The following is a 22,925-nucleotide window of genomic DNA, read 5'->3' on the forward strand; positions in this document are numbered from 1 at the left end:
TCCTTTCTATCCAAAGTGTCCTGTTACGTAGTCATTGGTTGACTGTAATTTTGCATTTTGGAAAATATTAGAGGTCTTATCGTACTCGATCAAGTCACCCAAGTAGAAAAATCCTGTGTAGTCACTAGCACGCGCAGCCTGCTGCATACTGTGGGTCACGATGATGATGGTAAAGTCCTTCTTCAATTCCAACATGGTTTCTTCTAGCTGAGCTGTCGCAATCGGATCCAAGGCTGACGCTGGCTCATCCATCAAGAGGATATCTGGTTTGACAGAGATGGCACGAGCGATACAGAGACGTTGCTGCTGACCACCTGATAGGGTCAAGGCCGACTTGTATAAATCATCTTTGACCTGGTCCCAAAGGGCAGCTTGACGAAGAGAGGTTTCTACAATTTCATCCAAGACTTGCTTGTCCTTAACCCCTGCACGTTCATGGGCAAAAGTGATATTGCGGTAGATAGACTTAGCAAAGGGATTTGGTCGTTGGAAGACCATCCCGATATGCTTGCGCATTTCATAAACGTTGATTTCTGGACGGTTAACATCAATTCCTTGATAAAGGATTTGACCTGTTACCTTGGCAATATCAATGGTATCATTCATACGGTTGAGACTGCGGAGGTAGGTTGATTTCCCTGAACCAGAAGGGCCAATTAAGGCTGTAATTTTATTTTTTTCAAATTGCATATCGATGCCCTTGATGGATTCATTTTTACCGTAGTAAACATGTAAATCCTTAGTAGAGAGGGCCACTTTCTCTTCAGGAAAGGTGATGATATGCTTTTCATCCCAATTATATTTTGACATGGCTTCTCCTTTAGGCAGCGGTTAATTTCTTATGTAGGTAACTTCCGAGTTTACGAGCTCCAAAGTTAAAGATGAGAATAAAGATGAGGAGCACGGCCGCAGAACCTGCTGATACGATAGTTCCATCAGGAATAGTACCTTCACTATTGACTTTCCAGATGTGGACAGCCAAGGTTTCTGCTTGACGGAAGATAGAGATTGGGCTAGTAACACTGAGAATATTCCAGTTAGACCAGTCAAGGGCTGGAGCAGATTGTCCTGCTGTATAGATAAGTGCAGCCGCCTCACCAAAGATACGACCAGAGGCCAAGACGACACCCGTTACAATACCTGGGAGAGCTTCTGGAATGACCACATGGACCACAGTCTCCCAACGAGAAATCCCAAGGGCTAAACCAGCTTCACGTTGCGTATGGTGAACGTGTTTCAAGCTATCTTCAACATTACGTGTCATCTGAGGCAGGTTAAAGACTGTCAAGGCCAAGGCACCTGAAATGATTGAAAATCCATACTCAAACTGAACTACAAAGATCAAGTAACCAAAGAGACCCACAACCACTGATGGTAGTGAAGACAAGATTTCAATACAGGTTCTGACAAAATTGGTCACAGGACCTTTTTTGGCATATTCAGCTAGGAAAATCCCAGCTCCCATAGACAAAGGCACAGAGATAATCAAGGTGATGACCAGAAGGAAGAAGGAATTATAGAGCTGAATTCCAATCCCTCCGCCTGCTTGGTAAGAAGATGATTTGCCAGTCAAGAAAGACCAAGAGATGTGGGGCAAACCACGAACCAAGATATAAAGAATCAAGGATGCCAGGATGGCAACGATAATTCCTGCAATTGAGTAGAGGACAGCTGTTGCAATTTTATCTAATTTCTTAGCGTGCATAGTTTTTCTTTCCTCTTTCTTTCGTAATCAATTTAATCACACTGTTGAAGGCCAAACTCATCAAGAGCAAGACTAAGGCCAGTGACCAGAGAACGTTATTGTCAACTGTTCCCATAACGGTATTTCCGATACCCATGGTCAATACAGAGGTCAAGGTCGCAGCAGGTGTTGTCAATGAAGTTGGGACAACGGCTGAGTTTCCGACCACCATCTGAATGGCCAAGGCCTCACCAAAGGCACGCGCCATCCCAAAGACCACTGCGGTGAAAATCCCTGAACGCGCTGCCTTTAAGGTCACGCGCCAGATGGTTTGCCAACGAGTGGCCCCCATAGCCAAACTAGCTTCGCGGTAATGACGAGGCACCGCACGCAAGCTATCGGTTGTCATAAAGGTTACCGTCGGTAAAATCATAACAAAGAGAACGAAAATCCCTGACAAGATCCCAAAACCAGTTCCACCAAAGACACTGCGGACAAAGGGAACTACGACCTGCAAACCAATAAATCCATATACGACTGAAGGAATCCCAACCAGCAATTCAATGGCTGGCTGCAAGATTCTAGCACCTTTTGGTGAAACTTCGGTCATGAAGACTGCCGCACCAATGGCAAAAGGAGTTGCGATAAGGGCTGATAGGATTGTGACAATAAAGGAACCCAAAATCATTGGAAGGGCACCAAATTGTTTACCTGAAGGATTCCAAGTTTGTCCAAAGAGGAAATCAAAGATGTTGACCCCATTGACAAAGAAGGTCGACAAACCTTTTTGGGCTACGAAAATCAAAATCATAGCCACAATGATGACAATCAAAGACAGACAGGCAAAGGTCAAGCCTTTTCCTAATTTCTCTAGACGAGAGTTCTTTGAGGGAGAAAGTAATTTTTTAGCTAATTCTTCTTGATTCATTAGTGACTCCCTTCTAGTGCTGTCACCGTTCCAACAGCGTCTTTTTCAACCTTCATTTCCTTGACAGAAATATAGCCCATTCCCTTAACGATTCCGCTTTGCGCTTCATCAGAGAGGACAAAGTTGAGAAATTCTGCCACCAATTCATTTGGTTGGCCTAGGGTGTACATGTGTTCATAAGACCACAAAGGCCAGTTATTGGTCGTAACATTTTCTGAAATCGGCTCATAGCCATTCAACTTCATGCGTTTCACCGAGTCATCCACATAGGCAAAAGCTAGGTAAGAAATGGCTCCTGGTGTTTGGGAAACAATGTTTTTGACCATCCCGTTTGAATCCTGTTCTTGACTCTGCATAGCAGATTGGCCATCCATAACAACACTATCAAAGGTTGCACGCGAACCAGAACTTGCCGCGCGGTTGATAATGGAAATGGCTAGGTCTTTCCCACCGACTTCTTTCCAGTTGGTCACTTGACCTGTGAAGATGCTACGGAGTTGTTCAGTTGTCAGATTTTCAACGTCAACTTCCTTATTTACAATCACTGCCAAGCCCGCTACAGCAACCTTGTGGTCTACTAGAGCGGATGCGTTGATACCGTCTTTTTCCTCGGCAAATACGTCTGAATTTCCTACATCAACGGCTCCAGATTGAACCTGAGACAGACCTGTACCAGATCCTCCACCTTGGACGTTGACTGTTTTTCCAACGTGCAGAGAGCCAAATTCATCTGCTGCTGCCTCGACCAAGGGCTGAAGAGCCGTTGAGCCAACAGCTGTCATGGATTCTCCACGATCAATCCAGCTAGCACATCCCGCCAAAGAACCTGCCAGCAAAAGAGCCGCAAGGGATAGAGCGAGTTTTTTCCTTTTTTTCACTGTTTTTCTCCTTGAAAATAATGGTGAATGCTGTGAATTTTTTCAACTATTTATTTATGTTTTTCTTTTGATAATTGGGAGCCAACTAAAGTTCTTATACTCAATGAAAATCAAAGAGCAAACTAGGAAACTAGCCGCAGGCTGTACTTGAGTACGGCAAGGCGACGTTGACGCGGTTTGAATTTGATTTTCGAAGAGTATTAGCTTGGTTTAACTAGAAATTTGCTTAGTTACCTTTCCACCAATTTTGACTTAAAATGAAAGACAATTTGAAAAAAATCCATACTTCCACTATAACATAGACAAGCTACTTTGACTAGCATTTTCACTTGAATCTGAGGCCTTTAGGAAAATAATTTTTCAAAACATTTCCAGTCACCTTAGCAAAGCCCAAACCATTGCCTTGAACCAAAACTTGGTACCAACCATTTGGCATACTTTCCGCCAGCTGAACGGTTTCTCCAGCCACATACTTTACAAACGCTTCTTGGTCAATTTCAACTGACTGCTTGACCTGACTCGGTTTCAAGGCTAGACCAAGAGCGAAACTGGGTTCAAAGCGTTTCTTCTTAAAAGTACCCAAATGCAGACCATTCCGAGCAATCTTGAGTTTTCCTAAATCTGGCAAGAGTTCTGGCAAGAGATAAAGCTGGTCTCCAAAAGTCTGCAAGATACCCGGTAGATTGACCTGCAAATGTTTTTGGGCAAATTCCTGCCACAAGGCAACTTGTTCACGGCTGAGATTGCTCTTACTTGCCTTACATTTAGGTGCTGTATTTTCTCCTTTAAATTGCAAATGGGCTACAAACTGACCTTCTCCCTTAAACTGATGAGGATACATCCGAGCCGTTTCTGGCAGGTCAATACCAGCTACCATTCCATTGATATGCTCTACTGGCAACAAGTCAAAATCATAGTCCTCCAGTAGCCAATTGACAATCTCTTCGTTTTCCTCAGGAGCCCAGGTACAGGTTGAATAAACCAAGCGACCACCTTCAGCTAGCATGGTTACTGCATCTGCCAGAATTTCTCTTTGCAAGCTAGCGCATTGACTCGGATAATCTAATCTCCAATAGTCCATAGCATCTGGTTGCTTACGAAACATTCCTTCACCAGAGCACGGGGCATCAAGAACGATTAGGTCAAAATAGCCTTTAAAAACCTTAGCCAAACGGTCAGCAGATTCATTGGTCACCACGACATTTGTCGCCCCAAATCTCTCCATGTTTTCTACTAAAATCTTAGCCCGTTTGCTTGAAATTTCATTGGAAACGAGAAGACCCTCCCCTGCTAGATAGGCTGCTAGCTGAGTTGATTTACCACCTGGAGCAGCGGCCAAATCCAAGACCTTCATCCCAGGACTGGGCTTGGCTACCTGAGCCACCATCTGAGCAGCGGGTTCTTGCGAATAAACTAAACCAGTAGCATGCTCAGGCGATTTCCCTGAAACCTTCCCATAATGTCCCCAAGGAGTTTGAGGAATGTCATCAGGAAAGGAAACTGGCGCTTCTTTTAAAGGATTGACCCGAAAAGCCGAAACCGCTTCCTCCTCAAAAGAGGCAAGAAAATCTCTTGCCTCATCTCCTAGTATCTCTTCATATTTTTCAACAAATCCTTCTGGAAATTGCATTTAAGTTCTTTTCCTTTCGTAAATATAGGACTGAATTTCCTCCAGCATCTCAAGAGGCACCATCATGACCGGCTGTCTGGTTTGAAAATCAGGAGCTTTACCAGAAAGGGTCACCACCCGATAGCCCAGACCTTCCCCTAAAATACTAGCTGCAGCATAATCCCATGGTTGCAGATAAGTGACATAGGTCAATAAACGCCCTGACAAAATCTTGGCAAAACTAATGGCCGCACTCCCATAGACACGAACACCAAGTACTGCTCGACTCAAATCAGCCAGCCCCCATTCGTTGGTTTCCAGCATGCCACTATTTCCCGCAATGAGAAAATCTCCAAGTGGTTTGGCTTTAAAGGGAGCTAGGAGCTTATCGTTTCGACAAACTGGAAAGGCTCCACCACCATGGTAACAATCCCCTTTGACAACATCATAAATCAGTCCAAACTGCCCCTGACCATTTTCAAAATAAGCCATCATGACAGCAAAATCTTCCTGCTGAGCCACAAAATTATTGGTACCATCAATGGGATCAATGACCCAAACCTTGCCCTCTTGAACCGAGGCTCGCAGACAACCTTCTTCAGCACAAATCTTATCCTCAGGATAACGGGACAGAATCTCACCAACCAAGAGTTCCTGAACTTCCTTGTCCAATCTGGTCACCAAATCCGTTGGAGAGGACTTGGTCTCAATCTGCAAGTCTTCCTGCATATGGTCAAGTATATACTGGCCTGCCTTCTTGACGAGCTCTTTGGCAAATTCAAATTTACTTTCCAAGAGAAATCTTTCCTTCCCCTTTTTCCTTGGCAGCCTGAACTGCTCGGTAAAGCGAATAGCCACTAACTGTTTCAAATTCTCGTCCCAAACGTTTTTCTTCGCTCTTGCTTGGCACGACCGCCTTGAATCCCTTATAAGAGTCCAGTAACTTTTTAGCCTCTACCTTGCCTTCATAGGCAGCTTCAACATCATTAAAAAAAGAAAGCACTGAAGCAAGTTCTTCAGTGCTCCACGACAAATCTAGTGGGTAACTATACTGTTTGTTCATTAACTAATACCAGCTCTCATTCTTGCTTCTTTTAGTTCTTGCTTACGGTAACTACGAGGGAGAAAAGCACGAATCTCATCTTCATTAAAACCGATTTGCATGCGTTTGGCATCGATAATAATGGGACGACGCAAAAGACTAGGATACTGCTCAATCAAATGAAGCAATTCCGATACCGAGATACTCTCTACATCAATATTCAGTTTTTGAAAAATTTTTGAACGAGTTGAAATGATGTCATCAGTACCATTTTCGGTCAAGGAAAGGATGTGTTGCAATTCTTTTCTTGTTAAAGGACTGGTCATAATATTGTGTTCCACAAAGGGAACCTTATGTTTTTCTAACCAGGCCTTAGCCTTACGACATGATGTACAGCTCGGTGATAGAAATAGTGTAATCATGCTTTTCTCTTCTTATCTATACTTTGCTACTTCTATTATACAAAAAAATAAAGCGCTTGACTAGAGATTTTTAGAAAAAAAGCCTATTTTTTCAAGAAAAATAGACTGTTCGCGAACGATTGATACAATTGGATTTGGTTAATTCACTCTTAACAATGATTTCAAATGATATACATTTTTATATATATAAATTAAAAACATCTTTCTTTTCACTTCTTACGACTTTTTAGACACAGATAGCCAAAGAAGCTTTCATAGAGGGCAAAAAAGAGAAGAAAAGCATGAAGGAAAAAGGTCTCTGGCAAAATCAGAATAACTGGATCCTTGGCTGGATCAAAAAGCCAGGTATCATCTCCCACAAAGAGAATTTGATGGAAAAGAGTAAAAAATTGGTCAAAACCAATCAAAACTCCCCCAAGACCAATCACCAAAGGCAAAACTACTAGAGTCAGAAGTCCCTTACTAAATAAAGATAAAAAGCCCTTTTTCACAATCCCTTTGACAAAGACATAGAAACTTGGTAATGTCACTAGAGCAACTAGTTGAACTAGATGAAAGAGGTCCTTGACCACCGCAAAATGGTGCAGCCCAGCTGCTGACGAACGAAAATCTGGCATCTGCAAGACCTGACTAAAAGGATCGGTCAGGTAATCCATCAAGATATGAAAGTTGTATTGAATGGTTTCTGGTTTTAAATAGACCCTATCCATTAAGTTCAACCACTGAATTTCCAGCGGATAAAAAATCCAAGCCAAATAAATGGTCAAAAGGATTGAGAGGGAGAGGAGAAAGAGCATAGAGCTCCAAAAGGTCAGTTTAGTTTTCATCAAAATCCCACTCCGCAAGACTAGAAACCACATGTGTCGGTGCGATTAGAAGGTCTGCTACTTCTTCTGCCTTAGTAAAACCTGTTGTCACTAAGAGCGTTGGAATGCCATTGTCAATCCCTGCTCGAATATCAGTCAGGTAATTGTCCCCAACCATGATTAATTCTTCACGTTCCAAGCCTAAGTGCTCAACCGCCTTGTCCATAATGATGGCATTTGGTTTTCCGATATAAACAGGCTTCACTCGTGTTGCTACTTCAAGAAGGGTAATCAGTGAACCAGCACCTGGCAAAAGCCCTCGTTCTGTCGGGATGTTGAGGTCTGGATTAGTTCCGATAAAGTGAGCATCCTTTTGGATAGCCAGAGTTGCTGTCGCAAATTTTTCATAGTCGACTTGCCAGTCCAGACCTACTACCACATAGGCAGGATTATCCTTGTCTTCCACATAACCAGCCGCCTTGATGGCTTCCTTGAGCCCTGCTTCTCCGATGACATAGACCGTCTTTTCAAGACCCAAGTCATTCATATAGTCGATAGTCGCCAAAGTAGCTGTGTAGACAGTCGATAGGGGCGTATCGATATTAAAATTCTGAGCCAACATCTCCTGAACACTCTCTGGAGTGCGGGTTGTATTGTTGGTCACAAAGAGATAGGGAATGTCCCGCTTTTGCAATTCATGGACAAAAGCCTCTCCTGCTGGAATTCGGTCTTTCCCCTTATAAATGGTTCCGTCTAAATCAATTAAATAGCCTTTATATTTCATCTATTTCTCCCTAATCCTTTTTTATTTCTTGCCAAGCGATGATAGCTTGGGCATTGGTCGCACCGTCGCTTGTAATCTCATGCTTGCTTTCCAGTCCAGTCCGTTCAACATCCGATGTAATCACCCCACCTGGTCGAACTTCCTTGACATACTTGAGGTTAATTTTTTGGGGAATATAGTGGGTCAAAAAGTCCGCTCCCATGATCTCAAAAATCCAGTCCAAGTATTTACTGTTATTGACATGACCATTCATATCCAAGTCGTAAAAACGAACATGGTAATCCTTACTGATTGGCTCTTCCAAGGACTCATACTTTGGCCCGCGGATAAGTTTTTTATCAAAATCAGACTGGTAAGGAGCCACAATCTCAGGTTCGACAGCATGGACTTTTCGACTGTCTCGATCCATGAGAACAAAGGTCGCCATCATGTAGATAAGGTCCTGCCCCGCTTCATCATAAATGGTAAAGCGACGGTAGCAAAAGAGTCGATTGTAGCTCAGGGCTTCCGTTTCGATGGTAATTTCTTCCGCAAAACGAGGCAAACGAACCACCTCAATATCGTATTCTGTGATAATCCAGACCAGATTATAGTTTTCCAAAATGGCCTTATCACTAACTCCCAGTTCAATCGACTGCATCCCTGAAACTTGCAGGGACAGCAAAATCACATCTGGAAGCTTGATATGACCGTTCATATCAGCCATATCAAAAGGAATTTTCATTTTCATTTGATAAGTTAAGCCCATCATCCTACTCCAAAATAAATCGTTCTGCTACGATGTCTCCTAAAAAGAGACCTCTTTTTGTCATGCGCACGCGATCACCGTCTATTTGCATGAGACCTTGTTGAACCAAGTCTCTGACAATTTCTCCATAAAGTCCATCGAAAGACCGTCCAAATTTTTCTTCAAATCGCGCCATAGAGACCCCTGATTTCTTGCGGAGCCCCAAGAACATTTCTTCTTCCATTTGCTCCTTTTGACTCAGGTGCTCTTCTGTGATGCGAGCATTACCTTCCTCAACTGCACTGAGATAATGACGAATGGGACCATGATTTTTATAGCGCACTCCATTGACATAACCAGATGCTCCAGCACCGATGCCATAGTATTCAGCATTGTCCCAGTACATGAGATTGTGACGACTTTCAAAACCGGGTTTGGAGAAATTGGAAATCTCATAATGCTCAAAACCAGCTCGCTCCAGCGCTGCGATGATGTACTCAAACATCTCAGCTTCCAGTTCCTCCTTAGGCAGAGGTAATTTCCCTCGTCGCATACGATTCATAAAGACCGTGTGATTTTCCAAAATCAAGCTATACAGACTCATATGGGGAATATCCAACCCAATGGCTTTAGCCACATTTTCCTTGACCTGCTCCATGGTCTGACCAGGCAACGCATAAATCAAGTCGATAGAGATATTGTCAAAACCAGCCAATTTCAGGCGGTCGATATTTTCATAAATATCCTTCTCCAAATGACTGCGCCCAATCTTTTTCAGCATTTTGTCGTCAAAGGTTTGCACACCTAGCGAAACACGATTGACAGCCGAGTTCTTCAAAACAGCAATTTTATCCGCATCCAAGTCCCCTGGATTTGCCTCAATGGTCAACTCTTCTAAGACAGACAGGTCCAAGTTTTTAGTCAAGCCCTTCAATAACACCTCTAGTTGCGTAGCCGACAGGGCTGTCGGTGTTCCACCACCGATATAGAGGGTTCTCAACTTTTGAATATCATAAGAACGAAACTCTTCTAACAGATGCTCTAAATAACTGTCGACTGGCTGATTCTTGATAAAAACTTTTGAAAAGTCACAATAATAACAAATCTGGGTACAAAATGGAATGTGCACATAGGCTGACGTTGGTTTTTTCTGCATAGTAATTATTATACCACAAAAGCGAACAATACTTAGAATTCCCTTTAACAAAATCCTAGCATTGTTCGCTTTCTTTATCTAAACATTCTTTGTATTTTATGACGAACACGATTCCCAGAACCAATCTAGTTTGTCTTTACAATACAAAAGAATGAATGTTCATTTGACTAAATTTTTAGTCTTCTTTTTTCTTTCTAAGAGCAAGTCCGAGACCACTTAGAATACCAAGAAGTCCTAGAGATGCAAGAGTCGCATTTGATTCTGTTCCTGTATTTGGCAATACATTTTGAGAATCATTTGATTTAGCTCCGTTATCACTAGCATCTGTAGTATCTTCATGATCTGCATTCGGTGTAACTGCATCTGGAATTGGAGTTGTTGGTGCAGGCATAGGCGCAGGTGTATCTTGACCAGAACCTCCATTAGTGTCAGGTTTGACTGGCGTATCAGGTGTCACTGGTGCAACTGGATTTGTATCTGTTGGTGTTGCTGGTGTTACCTTAGCTGGAGTTTCTACTGGAACTTCTACAGCTGGTTGACCTGGTTCAGTAATCTTACCTGTACCTGGAACTTTACCGTCTGGTAATTCACTGTTTGGTATTGTAGCTTTTCCGTCTTGTCCAATTATTACGACAATTGGTGTGCCATTCTTACCTGGAATTTCTACCTTCGTTCCTGGTGGATATGTTGAACCATCTGGTTTCTTAGGCGTTACTGTAACGTCACCTGTATTTGGATCTTGATAAACATCTAGTGTTGGTATCTTACGGGCTGGGGTTGTTACAATTACTTCTACAGGATCTTTTCCTGGTTCAGTAATCGTTCCTTTTCCTGGTTCTATTCCATCTGGTAAATCTTTATTAGGTATAGTTCCTTTTCCGTCTTTTCCAATTATTACGACGATAGGTTTACCATTCTTACCTGGTATTTCTACCTTAGTATTTTCTGGATATAGTGTTCCATCTGGTTTCTTAGGTGTTACCGTCACATCCCCTGTATTTGGATCTTGATTCAACTCTACTGTTGGTGTCTTACGAGCTGGGGTTGTTACATCCACCGGATTAGATGGTTTCTTACCTGGTTCTGTTACGGTTCCTTTTCCTGGTTTAGCTTCTTTTGGAAGTTGGTCATTTGGAACTGTTCCTGAGCCATCTTTTCCAATTGTCACTACTATAGATGTTCCATTTTCTCCTGGAATTTTCACCCTACTACCTTCCGGATACGTTGTTTTATCTGTTTTCTTCTTCGGTGTGACGACTGCATCTCCATTTGGTTTTATTGTGATTTCAATTGTACCTAATTCTGCCGTTTCTGGCGCAGTAGGATCAATTTTTTTCGGTGTTTCTACCTTAACTTCAACTGTTGTCTTACCTGGTTCCTTAATCCTACCTGTTCCTGGAGTATCTTCATCAGGTAAATCATTATTTGGAACTGTTCCTGTTCCATCATTTCCGATTGGTACAACGATTGGCTTGCCATCTTTCCCTGGAATTTCTACCGTAGTTCCTGGTGGATATGTTGTTCCATCTGGTTTTTTCGGTGTGACGGTGACATTTCCTGTAGCTGGATCTTGTGTCAGCTCTACTGTTGGAGTCTTACGAGCAGGTGTCGTTACAGCTACTGGTTGTGACGGTTTCTTATTCGGCTCTGTTACAATTCCTTTTCCTGTGACAGCTTCTTTTGGAAGTTTATCATTTGGAACTGTTCCTGAGCCGTTATCTCCAATCGTTACAATAATAGATGTTCCATTTTCTCCTGGAATCACAACCTTAGTTCCTGATGGATATGTTGAGCCATCTGGTTTCTTAGGTGTAACTACTGCATCTCCATTTGGATTTCTTGTAATTTCAATCTTACCTGATTGGTCTGTTTGAGGAGCGATTGGATTGATTTTACCTGGCGTTAGCACCTGAGCTTCCGTAGTTGGTTTTCCTGGTTCTGTAATCTTACCTGTTCCAGGTGCATTTCCATCTGGTAAGTCGTTATTTGGAACTGTTCCTGTTCCACCTTGTCCGATTTCTACTACAATTGGATTACCATTTTTACCTGGTATTTCGACCTTAGTTCCTGGTGGATATGTTCCTCCACCTGGCTTCATAGGAATCACTGTTACATCTCCAGTTTTTGGATCTTGATCCAAACGTATAGTTGACGGCTTACGAGCAGGCGTTATCACATCCACTGGTTGTGACGGTCTAGCTCCTGGCTCTGTTACTATTCCTTTTCCTGGCACTTCATCTTTTGGAAGTTTGTCATTCGGAACTAATCCAAAACCATCTTTTCCGATTGTCACAACAATAGGTGTTCCATTTTCTCCTGGAATTTTCACAGTCGTTCCTGCTTGATATGGTGTTCCATCTGGTTTTTTCGGTGTTACTGTGACATCTCCAGTTTTTGGATCTTGATCTAATTGTAGTGTTGGAACCTTTTTAGCTGGTGTTGTAATATTCACTGGTTGTGATGGTTTTTGATTTGGTTCTGTAATGATAGCTGTTCCTGGTACATCTCTTTCTGGTAAATCACCATTTGCAACTGTACCTGAACCATTTTCACCGATTACTACATCAATCGTTTTTCCATCTTTGCCTGGGATTGTTACAGTAGTTCCTGTAGGATAGTTTGAGCCATCTATTTTCTTCGGTGTTACTGTAACATCTCCTGTGCTTGGGTTTTGAGTCAACTCTACCGTTGGTGTCTTACGAACTGGCGTTGTTACATCTACTGGTTTTGATGGTTGTTTGTTTGGTTCTGTTACGACACCTTGTCCTGGTACTTCACCTTTTGGAAGTTGATCATTTGGTACTGTTCCAAAACCTTTGTCACCTATCGTTACTACTATTGTTGTTCCATTTTCACCTGGAATTTCTACCTTCGTATCTTTAGGGTACGGTTTTCCGTCTGGTTTTTTCGGTGTAACAATTGCGTCTCCATTTTTCTCACGTGTAATAGTTATTTCCACAGGAGTTTGTGTTGTAGCAACTTTTGGATCTGTTCCGTTTTTCTTTTCTTCCTCATCTGAAATTCCATCATTATCATCATCTTTATCTGTCACATCTGGATCTCCATCTCCATCTGTATCACGTTGAATAATAACTGGAACTTCTACTCGAATTTCCTCATCACCATTCTTAACTTTAACTGGAATGTTGATTTTACGTTCTTCATCACTACCCCAATTAGTTACGCTCGGTGTTCCTGTTAATTTACCATCTTTATCAACACTTAATCCATTTACTGGGTTTTCTGTTGTAATTGTTGAACCGTCTTTATTCGGTGTGACAACTTTCGCTAATGTTGAAGGAACTGGTTTCTTCTCTGTAACTTTAGTTGGATCTGAAACTTTTGCAGTTAGGTTGTTTGCATTTTTCGGATCTGTTCCATTTGCTTTTTCAACTTCATCTGGAATTCCATCGTTATCATCATCTGTATCTGTAACATCTGGATCTCCGTCTCCATCTGTGTCACGTTGGATTGTTACTCGAACTGTTACGTCTTTTTCTTCCGTTACTTCTTCTTTACCATTTTCTGTGAATTTTTCTACAACTTTAGTAACTTTAACCGGAATGTCGATAGGGCGTTCTTCTTCCTCTTTATCCCAATCATTTACTGTTGGGATTCCTTCCAGTTCGCCTTTATCATTGACTTTTAGTCCGTTCACTGTTCCATTTGGGGCGTTTGTTACAATCGTTGAACCTTCTTTATTTGGAGTTACAACTTTTATTGGAGTAACTGGTTGTTTCTCCTTCACTTTGTCTGGATTTGTAACTGCTACTTCTAAATCATTTGCAGCTTTTGGATCTGTTCCGTTTGTATCCTCTACAGTGTCTGGGATTCCATCGTTATCATCATCTGTGTCTTCTGAATCTGGGATTCCATCATTATCTGTATCACGTTGGATTGTGACTGGAACTTTTACTATGATTTCTTTATCACCATTTTTTACTTTAACCGGAATTAAGATATGACGTTCTTCTTCGTCTTTTTTCCAATTATCTACTGACGGTGTTCCTTCTAAGTTACCTTCATTATTGACTTTCAAGCCATTCATTGGATTTTCTGTCGTAATTGCTGAATTTGGCATATTCGGTGTGACAACTTTTGTTGGAGTTACTGGTTTTTTCTCTTTAACTTTAGTTGGTGAAGCAACTATTGCTGTTAGATTATCAGGAACTTTTGGATTTGTTCCATTACTTTTCTCTACTTCATCTGGAATTCCATCATTATCATCATCTGTATCTAAAACGTCTGGTGTTCCATCTCCATCTGTATCACGTTGGATTGTTACTGGAACTTTAACGGCAACAGTTTCTATAACATTTTCTTTACCATCTTTCTTTCTCGTTACTGTAACCGGAATGTTGATAGTTTTTTCTTCATCATCGCCCCAATTGTCCACTGTTGGAGTTCCTGTTAATTTACCTTCTCCATTAACTGTCAGACCGTTCACTTCTGGCGTAGTTGTAGTAATTGTTGCATCTTTTTTATTTGGAGTGACAACTTCTTTTGGAGTAACTTCTTTTTTCTCCAGCACTACATTCGGTTTTGTAACTTTCACACTTAGTCCGTCTGCAGTTTTTGAATCTGTTCCATTATTCTTTTCATCTTCATCTGAAATTCCATCGTTATCATCATCTAAATCGTCAACGTCCGGAGTTCCATCGTTATCTGTATCACGTTGGATTGTCACTGGAACATGTACCGTAACTTCCTCTTTTGGAGTTCCTTCTTTTTCTCTCGTAATTTTAACAGGAATTGTGATATTACGTTCTTCTTCTCCGCCAACCCAATCATTTACGGTTGGTGTTCCTTCTAATTTACCTTCTCCATTCACTTTCAATTCATTTACTGGATTTTCTGTTGTAATTGTTGAACCTTCTTTATTTGGCGTTACAACTTTTGGTAAAGTCGTCGGTACTGGAGTTTTTTCTTTCACTTTAGCTGGAGCTGTAACGATTCCTGTCAGACCATTTGCTACTTTTGGATCTGTTCCATTTCTCTTTTCATCGTCATCTGAAATTCCATCGTTATCATCATCTGTATCTGTCACATCTGGATTGCCATCTCCGTCTGTATCGCGTTGGATTTTAACCGGTACACTTACATTAGCTTCTTCCGAATCCTTCTTAACTTTTACTGGGATAGTAATATCACGTTCTTCTTCACCTTCACCCCAAGAGTCTACTTTTGGAGTTCCTGTTAAACTTCCATTATTATCAACGGTTAATCCATTTACAGAAGCTGGTGTTTCAATCGTTGATCCTGTCTTATTTGGTGTAACAACTCCTGGTTCAGTCACTTGTTTATTCTCAGTAACAGTAGATGGTTTTACTGCTCCTGTTAGACCATATGAGGTTGGCTTGTCTGGTTTATCAAAAATCTTTGGATCTGTTCCCTTTGCCTTTTCTTCCTCATCCGTAATTTTGTCACCGTCATCATCTGGATCTGTAGTGTCTGGTTCTCCATCTCCATCCGTATCACGTAAAATTGTAACTGGTACGCTTACTGTGATTTCTTCGTTTCCATTCGTAACTTTAACTGGAATTGTGATAGCACGTTTTTCTTCGTCTTTGCCCCAATTTTCTACTTTTGGCGTTCCTGTTAATTTACCTTCTCCATTAACTGTTAATCCATTCACTTCATCTGGCGTTGCAATCGTTGAACCCTCTTTATTTGGTGTGACAACTTTTTTAGAGTCAACTGCACGTTTCTCCAAAACTTCATTTGGTTTCGTAACTTCTGCTGTCAAATTCGTAGGTACACTAATATTTACACTAACGTTATCTGTTGTTTTATCTGGATACTCTACCACAACAACTGCCGAGACAGTTTGTCCACCTTGGCTCGTATCTGGTGGCGTTAACCAATGATATTTTGTTCCTTGTGGCAAATCTTGTTTGTTTCCAATACTATCTTCTGCGTTAGGTGTTGAGTTTTTAGGAACTGTTCGATTGATTCCTACTGGGTTATACTTGTCATTTTGTCCTTTAACTACAATTTCAATTGTTTTTTCAGCCTTATTATCATTCTTATCATAAGCTGTAATCGTTACTTTTGTTACTCCTGAGGCTCCAGTTGGAGTTCCTACGATTTGATTATTTTCAAATTTCAATCCATCTGGTAAGTCTTTTACTTCGATTGGAGTATCTTCACGCATTCCAACTCCACCATCGTTATCTTTAGCTGTTACTGGAATTGGTATAATTTCCTCACGATTTGTAACTGTAGCTCCATTAGCTGAAATCGTTGGTGCTGTTCTATCACGTGGTGTTACATCAAATGAGAAAATCACTGGTGTAGCTTTATTTCCTGCATCATCTGTTGCGTTAAATATAATTGTATTTTGTTTACCAACATCTTCAGCTATAGTATTAATTGTAATCTCTATTTCTTTTTCTTTTTCTGTATTTTTCACATATCTAGACGACACTACTCCTGTTGTTCCAACATTGTACCTCTTAAAATATTTAGCTAAAAATTCAGTCGCTTCAAAAGTAACATTTTTATCATCTTTTGCTTTTACTCTAAATGTTATAGTTTCGCCTTCTACTACTTTTAGGTTGTTAGCAGATAGTGTTAAAATAGGTGGTTCATTATCCGGTTTTATTGCAGTTGCTTTTGCTGGTTCTGAATCATCACTCGTTCCATTTTTGGTGATAGCTGTTACAACTGTTTCATTTTTTACTTTTTCAGCAGGGATTGTAATTTCACCTGTGTCTTCATTGATGTTGATTTCTGGATCATCTGAAATCCATTGATTAAATGGATTTTTTGTTCCTACTACTGTTTTTGGTGAATCATCTTCTCCTGTGTAAGTAACCGTAATTTTATCTGCTTTGGTTGGATCTTGTGGTTTTGCTGTTACAGACCCATCCTCATTTGCCGTTACTGTTGGTTTTTCTGGTTTTGGTGCTCTTGCTGTTTCTGTTGCTGGGTCTGAGTCAACACTATTTCCATTTTTTGTGATAGCTGTTACTACGGTATTATCTCTTACCTTATCAGCTGGAATTGTAATTTCACCTGTATTAGAATCAATAGTTACACCTGGATTGTTCACAACAGTCCATGTACCATCATTTCCTTTATTACCTACTACCGTTACATTTGTTCCATCTTCGTCTTTATAAGTAACCGTAATTTTATCTGCTTTGGCTGGATCTTGTGGTTTTGCTGTTACATTACCGTTATTTGGTGCAGTTAAGATTGGTTTTTCTGGTTTTGGTGCTTTTGCAGTTGCTTTGGCTGGAGCTGATTCATCACTGTTTCCATTTGTTGTAACTGCTGTTACTTCTGTATTATCTTTGACTTTATCAGCTGGAATTGTGATTGCACCAGTACTTGCATCGATTTGAACGTCTGGATTACCCGTAACAGTCCACGTTCCATTTCCACCTTTATTTCCTTCAGCCGTCTTATTAGAACCATCTTCTCCTGTGTAGCTAACTTTAATTTTATCTACTTTCGTTGAATCTTGCGGTTTAGCTGTTACAGATCCATCTTCTTTTGCTGTTGCTGATGGAGCTTCTGGTGTTTTTGCCTTATCCTCTGTAACATGAATAGGTGCATCTACAATAAATGTTCCACGTTCTGGAATAATGACTTCCACTTTACCATACACAGGTGCATTTGGTGCTGTAGCTTTTGATACATCTGGATCTTTAAACCAACGGTATGTTGTACCAGCAGGTAACTCTTTTGTATTAGCAATACTATTAATTGCATCTGGAACGACACCTTTATTAGTTGTTTGCTCTTTAGATACTGGTTTAAGATTATATTTAGCTGCTTCGTCTGGTTTCAACGGTAATACACCGATAATTGCATTTTCACCAGTTCTATAGCGTCTATATCCACCCTCTGTATATCCTCCATAAGCAAGGAATGGGTCATTGGCTAGACGTTTTTTTATTTCGTCAAGCATAGGGTTATTAGTGTTTTTATCTCCCCAATCCGACATAATACTATCATTTAGCTCTTTTCCTTCAAGAATTTTCGTCTTGAAAGTAATAATTGAACGTTGCCCTGCAACTACGTTCATTCTGTCTTCTATAACACCTCGAACAAGATTGTATTCAAGACCATCTTTACGAATCCCCAATATATCACTAACACGAGAAAAGGCATCGTTGTTAGGTTCTGTACCATCTCCGCTATTTTTACGATAAATATTAAACCTCCAATTATTCAGTCTAGTACCAGCCTCTGGGTTTATATATTTAAGCCATCCGTCTACATTTTCAGTATAAGCCGCCCCTGAACGTCGGACGCCATCTTTTACATAAGCACGAAAAGCAGAGTGTTCATACTCCCATGCTGATGCACTAACATAATCCTTATGGAAGGTCTGTTTTCCATCTTGGTATTTTGTATACGTAAATTCATAAGGATCTCCAACCGTACGTGGAATCGCAAGTGAAATTTTTTTAGAAACACCAGCCAATCCATTTGGTCTTGGCCCTGAATCTAATATCCAGTAATAATATTTATCCCCATTATTTTCAATACGCATTTCACGGTAAACACGAATATTGTCATAGGCTTGATCAGCAGTTCCCTTACTTACGAAGGCATATTGTTTTGTATCTGGAGAGAACACGTCACGATGTGAATAGTTAATCATAGGGTTTTTAATCCAACCAACCCCGAAGTCTGTTACTTTCGTGTTACGTACTGTACTTGTTCCACGACCAACTTCTTGACCATTCTTTTTGATAACAGTTGTAACAACCGCATCGTTTACCATTAAGTTCGTATCAACATTGACTGTGAAGTATCCATTTGATTGTGATCTAGTTGTGTATTTTCTTCCGCCGATTGATACTTCTACATCAGCTTCTGCCGCTGTATATCCATCAACTTGTGCAATTCCTGCTAAACTATCATTAAAAGCTACTGTATCTGTTTGTTTTACTGTAGTAGTAGTAACAGTCTGTCCATTAACCACTAATTCAACAACATCTCCAACTTCAATACCTGGGGCATTTAATTTAAAAGCTCCAGTATCGTCTAGTGTAGAAGTCAATACAGTTGTGCCATTTCTTTTAATCTCAATTGTTGAAGATGGCGTTGCATATCCTGTAATAAATCCAGAGTTGGCTACAACGATTCCTAACTCACCACGTTTGGTATTTTTATCAATAGGTGCTGAGCGAAGATCAGATCCTTCTTCCATGGTTTCGCCATTACGTGAATCACGAGACCCAGTATTGGCAATCGTATTTTCACCTTCTTTTAAAACCTTCTTAGGCGCATTTATCTTAGGCATCGAAGATAAGACAAAAATCTTCTCATTAAGTTTTTTAGCGATTGCATCAATTTCAGCTTGTGTCAATTCAAGACTATTGTTATTAAGCACACTATTAGCTGCTTCTAAATCTGCCTGGATTGCGGCAAGGGTCGAAGCTGGAGCTTTTTCCTTGTTGACCTTATCCAAGAGTTCTTGAACTTTTGTAATATTAGCTTGTAATTTAGTCTTATCTAATGTTTGTTTTTCAACTACCTCTTTATCAAGGGCAGTAGTCTCGTTTTCAGATGCATTCTCAGTTGAAGTTTCAGGTAGTTTCTCAGATAAAGTCTCAGCCGGATTCTCAGCAGTGGTTAGTGATTTTTCTTCTTTACCTGTAGTTAGAGAATCTTCTGTTTTAGGCAAATCTACTATTGTAGCAGTATGAGCCTCTTCTTTATCTGGGATAACCGGTGCTTCAGTAGTATCTGAAACTTGAGCAGCCTCAACTCGAACAGCCTGATGCCCAGACAAAAACATCAATGCCGCAACAGCTACTGAAGCTGCACCAAAGCTATATTTACGAATCGAAAAGCGCAGTACCTTTTCACCTTGCTGTCGATTTACTTTATATGAATTCGATTTGTGTTCCATTTCTCCTCCTAAGGAAAATATAATAAAAAAGCAATCTTTATAACTTCAACTCCTTAAAAAGAGTTAAGCTACAAAAATCACTATGATGATTGCTATAGGCAAATAACATCACAGCTATCACAGCTATCACAGCTATCACAGCTATCACAGCTATCACAGCTATCACAGCTATCACAGCTATCACAGCTATCACAGCTCAATTATACTATTTTCTACATACTTAATCAAATATTTGGCCTTATATTCTTTAACATTCGAAAATATTGTATATTTAAGTATAACATTGTGAATATATTGATATTTTTTTAAAAACAACTCTGTTCACAAAAAAGTAGATTATACTTATCTATTTTCAAAAATCATTAAATTTCTTTTTATTTAAGGTTTTATCCACATAAAAAAACCTATAAGCTCTATAGAGGTATAATCCACTAGAGAGTTTATAGGACCTAGAATAGTTACTATTTCTTTTATTCTTCTGTTATGTCAATCACAATCTCTTCTGATTCATCAAGAGTTTCGGCCTTTTCTTGCCATTGCTCTTTGAGATTATTGAATCGATCTTTTGATGCTTCTGTCGCTTGGCGAGCACATGATTTGGCTTGAGCAAGGATGCTGTCCACAGTGATTTCACCTGACTCAACCTGTTCTTTGGTTTTCAGAACAAAATCTGTAGCTTGCTCCTTAACTTCTGTCAGTTTTTCACAGACCTGCTCCTTGGCATACTCTGGATCTTCTCTCAAATCATCCAGAAAATCTTGAGCCTGACTGCAAACTTGTTTGCCCTTGTCACTTGTTAAAAACAAGGCAAGAGCTGCACCTGAAACGGTTCCTAAAAGGATTGAGGATAGTTTACCCATAAGGATTCTCCTTTTTATTTTTTGAAAAATTTACTTGCAAGACGAAGAGCTGACAAACTTGCCCCAGTCTTGAGTGTTTTTGAACCAGCTGATGAAGCTTTCTTGCTCAAGACACGCGCATGGTCATTGAGGTCTGAAACAGATAGAGACAAATCTGCAACAGCACTAAAGAGTGGATCAATCGTTGCCATCTTGACATTGATATCATCTGCCAAGACATTGACCTTAGCCAGCAACTCATTGGTATAATGCAAGGTCACATCTACATCTGAAGTTAATGTTTTAATCGTCTTTTCTGTTTCATCGATAACACGTCCAAGCTTTTGCACAGTAATGATTAGATACACTAAAAATACAATCAAAGCAAGGGCTACAAGAATATATGCAACTTCTAACATTTAGTTTTCCTCCTCTGAAATATAGTAAGGGGCCTTCTTTCGATTTTGATATAGAATGATAAAAATACCCAGTCCGATAAGGACAACTGATAGCCATTGCGATACCCGAAGGCCAAAGAACATGAGACTATCTGTCCGCATGCCTTCGATGACCATACGACCGAAACCATACCAAATCAAGTAGAAAGCAGTGATATGACCTCGTCTGAGGCTCTTCCATTTTCGTCTCAATATCAGAATCAAGGCAAAGCCAAGCAGATTCCATAGAGACTCATAAAGGAAAGTCGGTTGACGGTAGCTCCCCTCAATATACATCTGGTCACGGATAAAGCCAGGTAGATAATCCAAATTATCTACTGCTACACCATAGGCTTCTTGGTTAAAGAAATTACCCCAGCGACCCAAACTTTGGGCAATCATGACGCTAGGCGCCGCGATATCTAGGAAATCCCAAGTGTTAATGAGTTTACGATCAGCAAAGATATAGAGGACAAGAGCCCCTGTAATCAAACCGCCATAAATGGCCAAACCACCATTCCAAATGGCAAAAATCTCTCCGACATTCTGACTATAATAATCAAAACGGAAAATGACATAGTAGAGACGAGCTCCTAAAATAGCCAAAGGAAAGGCTATCAAGATAAAATCTAAAATATCGTCTGGTATAATCTTCTTTCTAGGCGCTTCTTTCATGGTCAAATAAACCGCAAGAATCAAGCCTGTCACAATACACAAGGCATACCAACGAATGGCTAGGGGTCCTAGTTGAATAGCAATTGGATCAAGCATTTTGCACCTCATTTCGAGCGATGAGATTTGTCAAGCGTTCTTCGAACAAACGAGTCGTATCAAAGCCCATTTCCTTTGCACGATAATTCATGGCAGCAGCCTCAATCACGACAGAAATATTACGACCTGTTTTAACTGGAATACGGATACGAGGAATGGCTACGCCAGAAATTTCGAGTTCCTCTGGATTATTGCCAAGACGATCAAAAGTTTTATGCGTATCGTAATTTTCCAAATAGACAGCAAGCTGAACCTGTGAAGAATCCTTGACAGCACTGGCACCGTAGAGACTCATAACATCGATAATCCCAACCCCACGAATTTCAATCAGGTGTCTCAAGATTTCAGCCGGTTCACCCCAAAGAGTAATCTCATCCTTGGCAAAGATATCGACCCGGTCATCAGCTACCAAGCGGTGACCACGTTTGACAAGCTCTAAACCTGTCTCACTCTTACCGATTCCACTATCTCCCTGAATCAAGACACCCATCCCATAGATATCCATCAAGACTCCATGCACACTGGTCCGTTCTGCCAAACGAGAATCCAGATAGCTAGATAACTCTCCAGACAAACGACTAGTAGCCGTACGGCTGGTTAAAATGGCAATCTTACATTCTCTGGCTGCCTTTAACATCTCCTCTGGAACCACCAAACCACGGGCAACAATGACCGCAGGTGTCTCAGGTAGAAACATTTTTTTCAAAACTTCATAACGGCTGTTGGAAGGCATGCTAATCAGATAAGACCACTCCTTCATCCCCAAGAGCTGAATCCGCTCTGGCGTGTAGTAGTCAAAGTAGCCTGTCATTTCAAGACCAGGTCGCGTAATATCCGCTGTATTGATTTCCTTTTCAAGCAATTCTGGTTCGCCATAGACAATGTCTAGTCTAAGCTTTTCAATCACTTCTTTTACTAAAACCGACATCATTTCCTCCTTCAATCGAGTTCTTTTTACTATTATATCA

At 40.6% G+C, this 22,925-nt stretch carries 17 protein-coding genes; all 17 read right to left on the reverse strand.

The genetic code is table 11. From position 1 onward, the window contains the following. Window positions 1-6: 6 nt before the first annotated feature. Window positions 7-810 (reverse strand): phosphate ABC transporter ATP-binding protein PstB, encoded by an 804-nt coding sequence (gene pstB, locus OC530_RS05215; RefSeq protein ID WP_173228990.1) that lies wholly within the window; start codon window positions 808-810, stop codon window positions 7-9. Between the two features lie 10 nt (window positions 811-820). After that, window positions 821-1,705 (reverse strand): phosphate ABC transporter permease PstA, encoded by an 885-nt coding sequence (gene pstA, locus OC530_RS05220; protein ID WP_000543046.1) that lies wholly within the window; start codon window positions 1,703-1,705, stop codon window positions 821-823. Continuing rightward, window positions 1,695-2,612, reverse strand: coding sequence for a phosphate ABC transporter permease subunit PstC (gene pstC / locus OC530_RS05225; RefSeq protein WP_001070903.1), 918 nt, complete (start codon window positions 2,610-2,612; stop codon window positions 1,695-1,697). Before pstC ends, pstA begins: the two co-directional genes overlap by 11 nt. After that, window positions 2,612-3,490 (reverse strand): phosphate ABC transporter substrate-binding protein PstS, encoded by an 879-nt coding sequence (locus OC530_RS05230; RefSeq protein ID WP_173228987.1) that lies wholly within the window; start codon window positions 3,488-3,490, stop codon window positions 2,612-2,614. Before OC530_RS05230 ends, pstC begins: the two co-directional genes overlap by 1 nt. Window positions 3,491-3,815: 325 nt before the next feature. After that, the gene (locus OC530_RS05235; RefSeq protein ID WP_173228985.1) at window positions 3,816-5,120 is read right to left on the reverse strand and encodes an RsmF rRNA methyltransferase first C-terminal domain-containing protein; all 1,305 of its coding nucleotides are present in this window, start codon (window positions 5,118-5,120) and stop codon (window positions 3,816-3,818) included. Next, window positions 5,121-5,894 (reverse strand): inositol monophosphatase family protein, encoded by a 774-nt coding sequence (locus OC530_RS05240; RefSeq protein ID WP_173228983.1) that lies wholly within the window; start codon window positions 5,892-5,894, stop codon window positions 5,121-5,123. It abuts the gene before it with no gap. Continuing rightward, window positions 5,884-6,162, reverse strand: a complete 279-nt coding sequence (locus OC530_RS05245; RefSeq protein ID WP_001041974.1) for a UPF0223 family protein — start codon at window positions 6,160-6,162, stop codon at window positions 5,884-5,886. Before OC530_RS05245 ends, OC530_RS05240 begins: the two co-directional genes overlap by 11 nt. Beyond that, entirely contained in the window at window positions 6,162-6,563 is a 402-nt protein-coding gene (locus tag OC530_RS05250) for a Spx/MgsR family RNA polymerase-binding regulatory protein (RefSeq protein WP_000631259.1), read from the reverse strand. Before OC530_RS05250 ends, OC530_RS05245 begins: the two co-directional genes overlap by 1 nt. A gap of 209 nt (window positions 6,564-6,772) precedes the next feature. Beyond that, the gene (locus tag OC530_RS05255) at window positions 6,773-7,390 is read right to left on the reverse strand and encodes a TIGR01906 family membrane protein (RefSeq protein ID WP_173228981.1); all 618 of its coding nucleotides are present in this window, start codon (window positions 7,388-7,390) and stop codon (window positions 6,773-6,775) included. Further along, a complete protein-coding gene (locus tag OC530_RS05260; protein WP_173228979.1) occupies window positions 7,380-8,153 on the reverse strand; it encodes a TIGR01457 family HAD-type hydrolase in 774 nt (257 codons plus the stop codon). The genes OC530_RS05255 and OC530_RS05260 overlap by 11 nt, the downstream gene beginning before the upstream one ends. Before the next feature lie 10 nt (window positions 8,154-8,163). Further along, complete coding sequence (locus OC530_RS05265) at window positions 8,164-8,901, reverse strand: acyl-[acyl-carrier-protein] thioesterase (RefSeq protein ID WP_112444284.1); 738 nt, start codon at window positions 8,899-8,901, stop codon at window positions 8,164-8,166. A 4-nt stretch (window positions 8,902-8,905) separates the two neighbouring features. Beyond that, window positions 8,906-10,036 (reverse strand): radical SAM family heme chaperone HemW, encoded by a 1,131-nt coding sequence (hemW, locus tag OC530_RS05270; protein ID WP_112444131.1) that lies wholly within the window; start codon window positions 10,034-10,036, stop codon window positions 8,906-8,908. A gap of 175 nt (window positions 10,037-10,211) precedes the next feature. Continuing rightward, a complete protein-coding gene (locus OC530_RS05275; protein WP_173228977.1) occupies window positions 10,212-19,910 on the reverse strand; it encodes a Rib/alpha-like domain-containing protein in 9,699 nt (3,232 codons plus the stop codon). Between the two features lie 470 nt (window positions 19,911-20,380). Then, window positions 20,381-20,770, reverse strand: coding sequence for a YtxH domain-containing protein (locus OC530_RS05280; protein WP_173214060.1), 390 nt, complete (start codon window positions 20,768-20,770; stop codon window positions 20,381-20,383). 14 nt (window positions 20,771-20,784) lie between these two features. Then, window positions 20,785-21,168: a DUF948 domain-containing protein gene (locus OC530_RS05285; protein ID WP_173214058.1), complete on the reverse strand. Its 384-nt coding sequence runs from the start codon at window positions 21,166-21,168 to the stop codon at window positions 20,785-20,787. Further along, window positions 21,169-21,957, reverse strand: a complete 789-nt coding sequence (gene lgt / locus OC530_RS05290) for a prolipoprotein diacylglyceryl transferase (RefSeq protein ID WP_173214056.1) — start codon at window positions 21,955-21,957, stop codon at window positions 21,169-21,171. Then, window positions 21,950-22,885, reverse strand: coding sequence for an HPr(Ser) kinase/phosphatase (hprK, locus tag OC530_RS05295; protein ID WP_173214053.1), 936 nt, complete (start codon window positions 22,883-22,885; stop codon window positions 21,950-21,952). The genes lgt and hprK overlap by 8 nt, the downstream gene beginning before the upstream one ends. Between the last annotated feature and the right edge of the window lie 40 nt (window positions 22,886-22,925).

It is taken from the genome of Streptococcus sp. Marseille-Q5619, from assembly GCF_946901205.1.
Lineage (GTDB): Bacteria > Bacillota > Bacilli > Lactobacillales > Streptococcaceae > Streptococcus.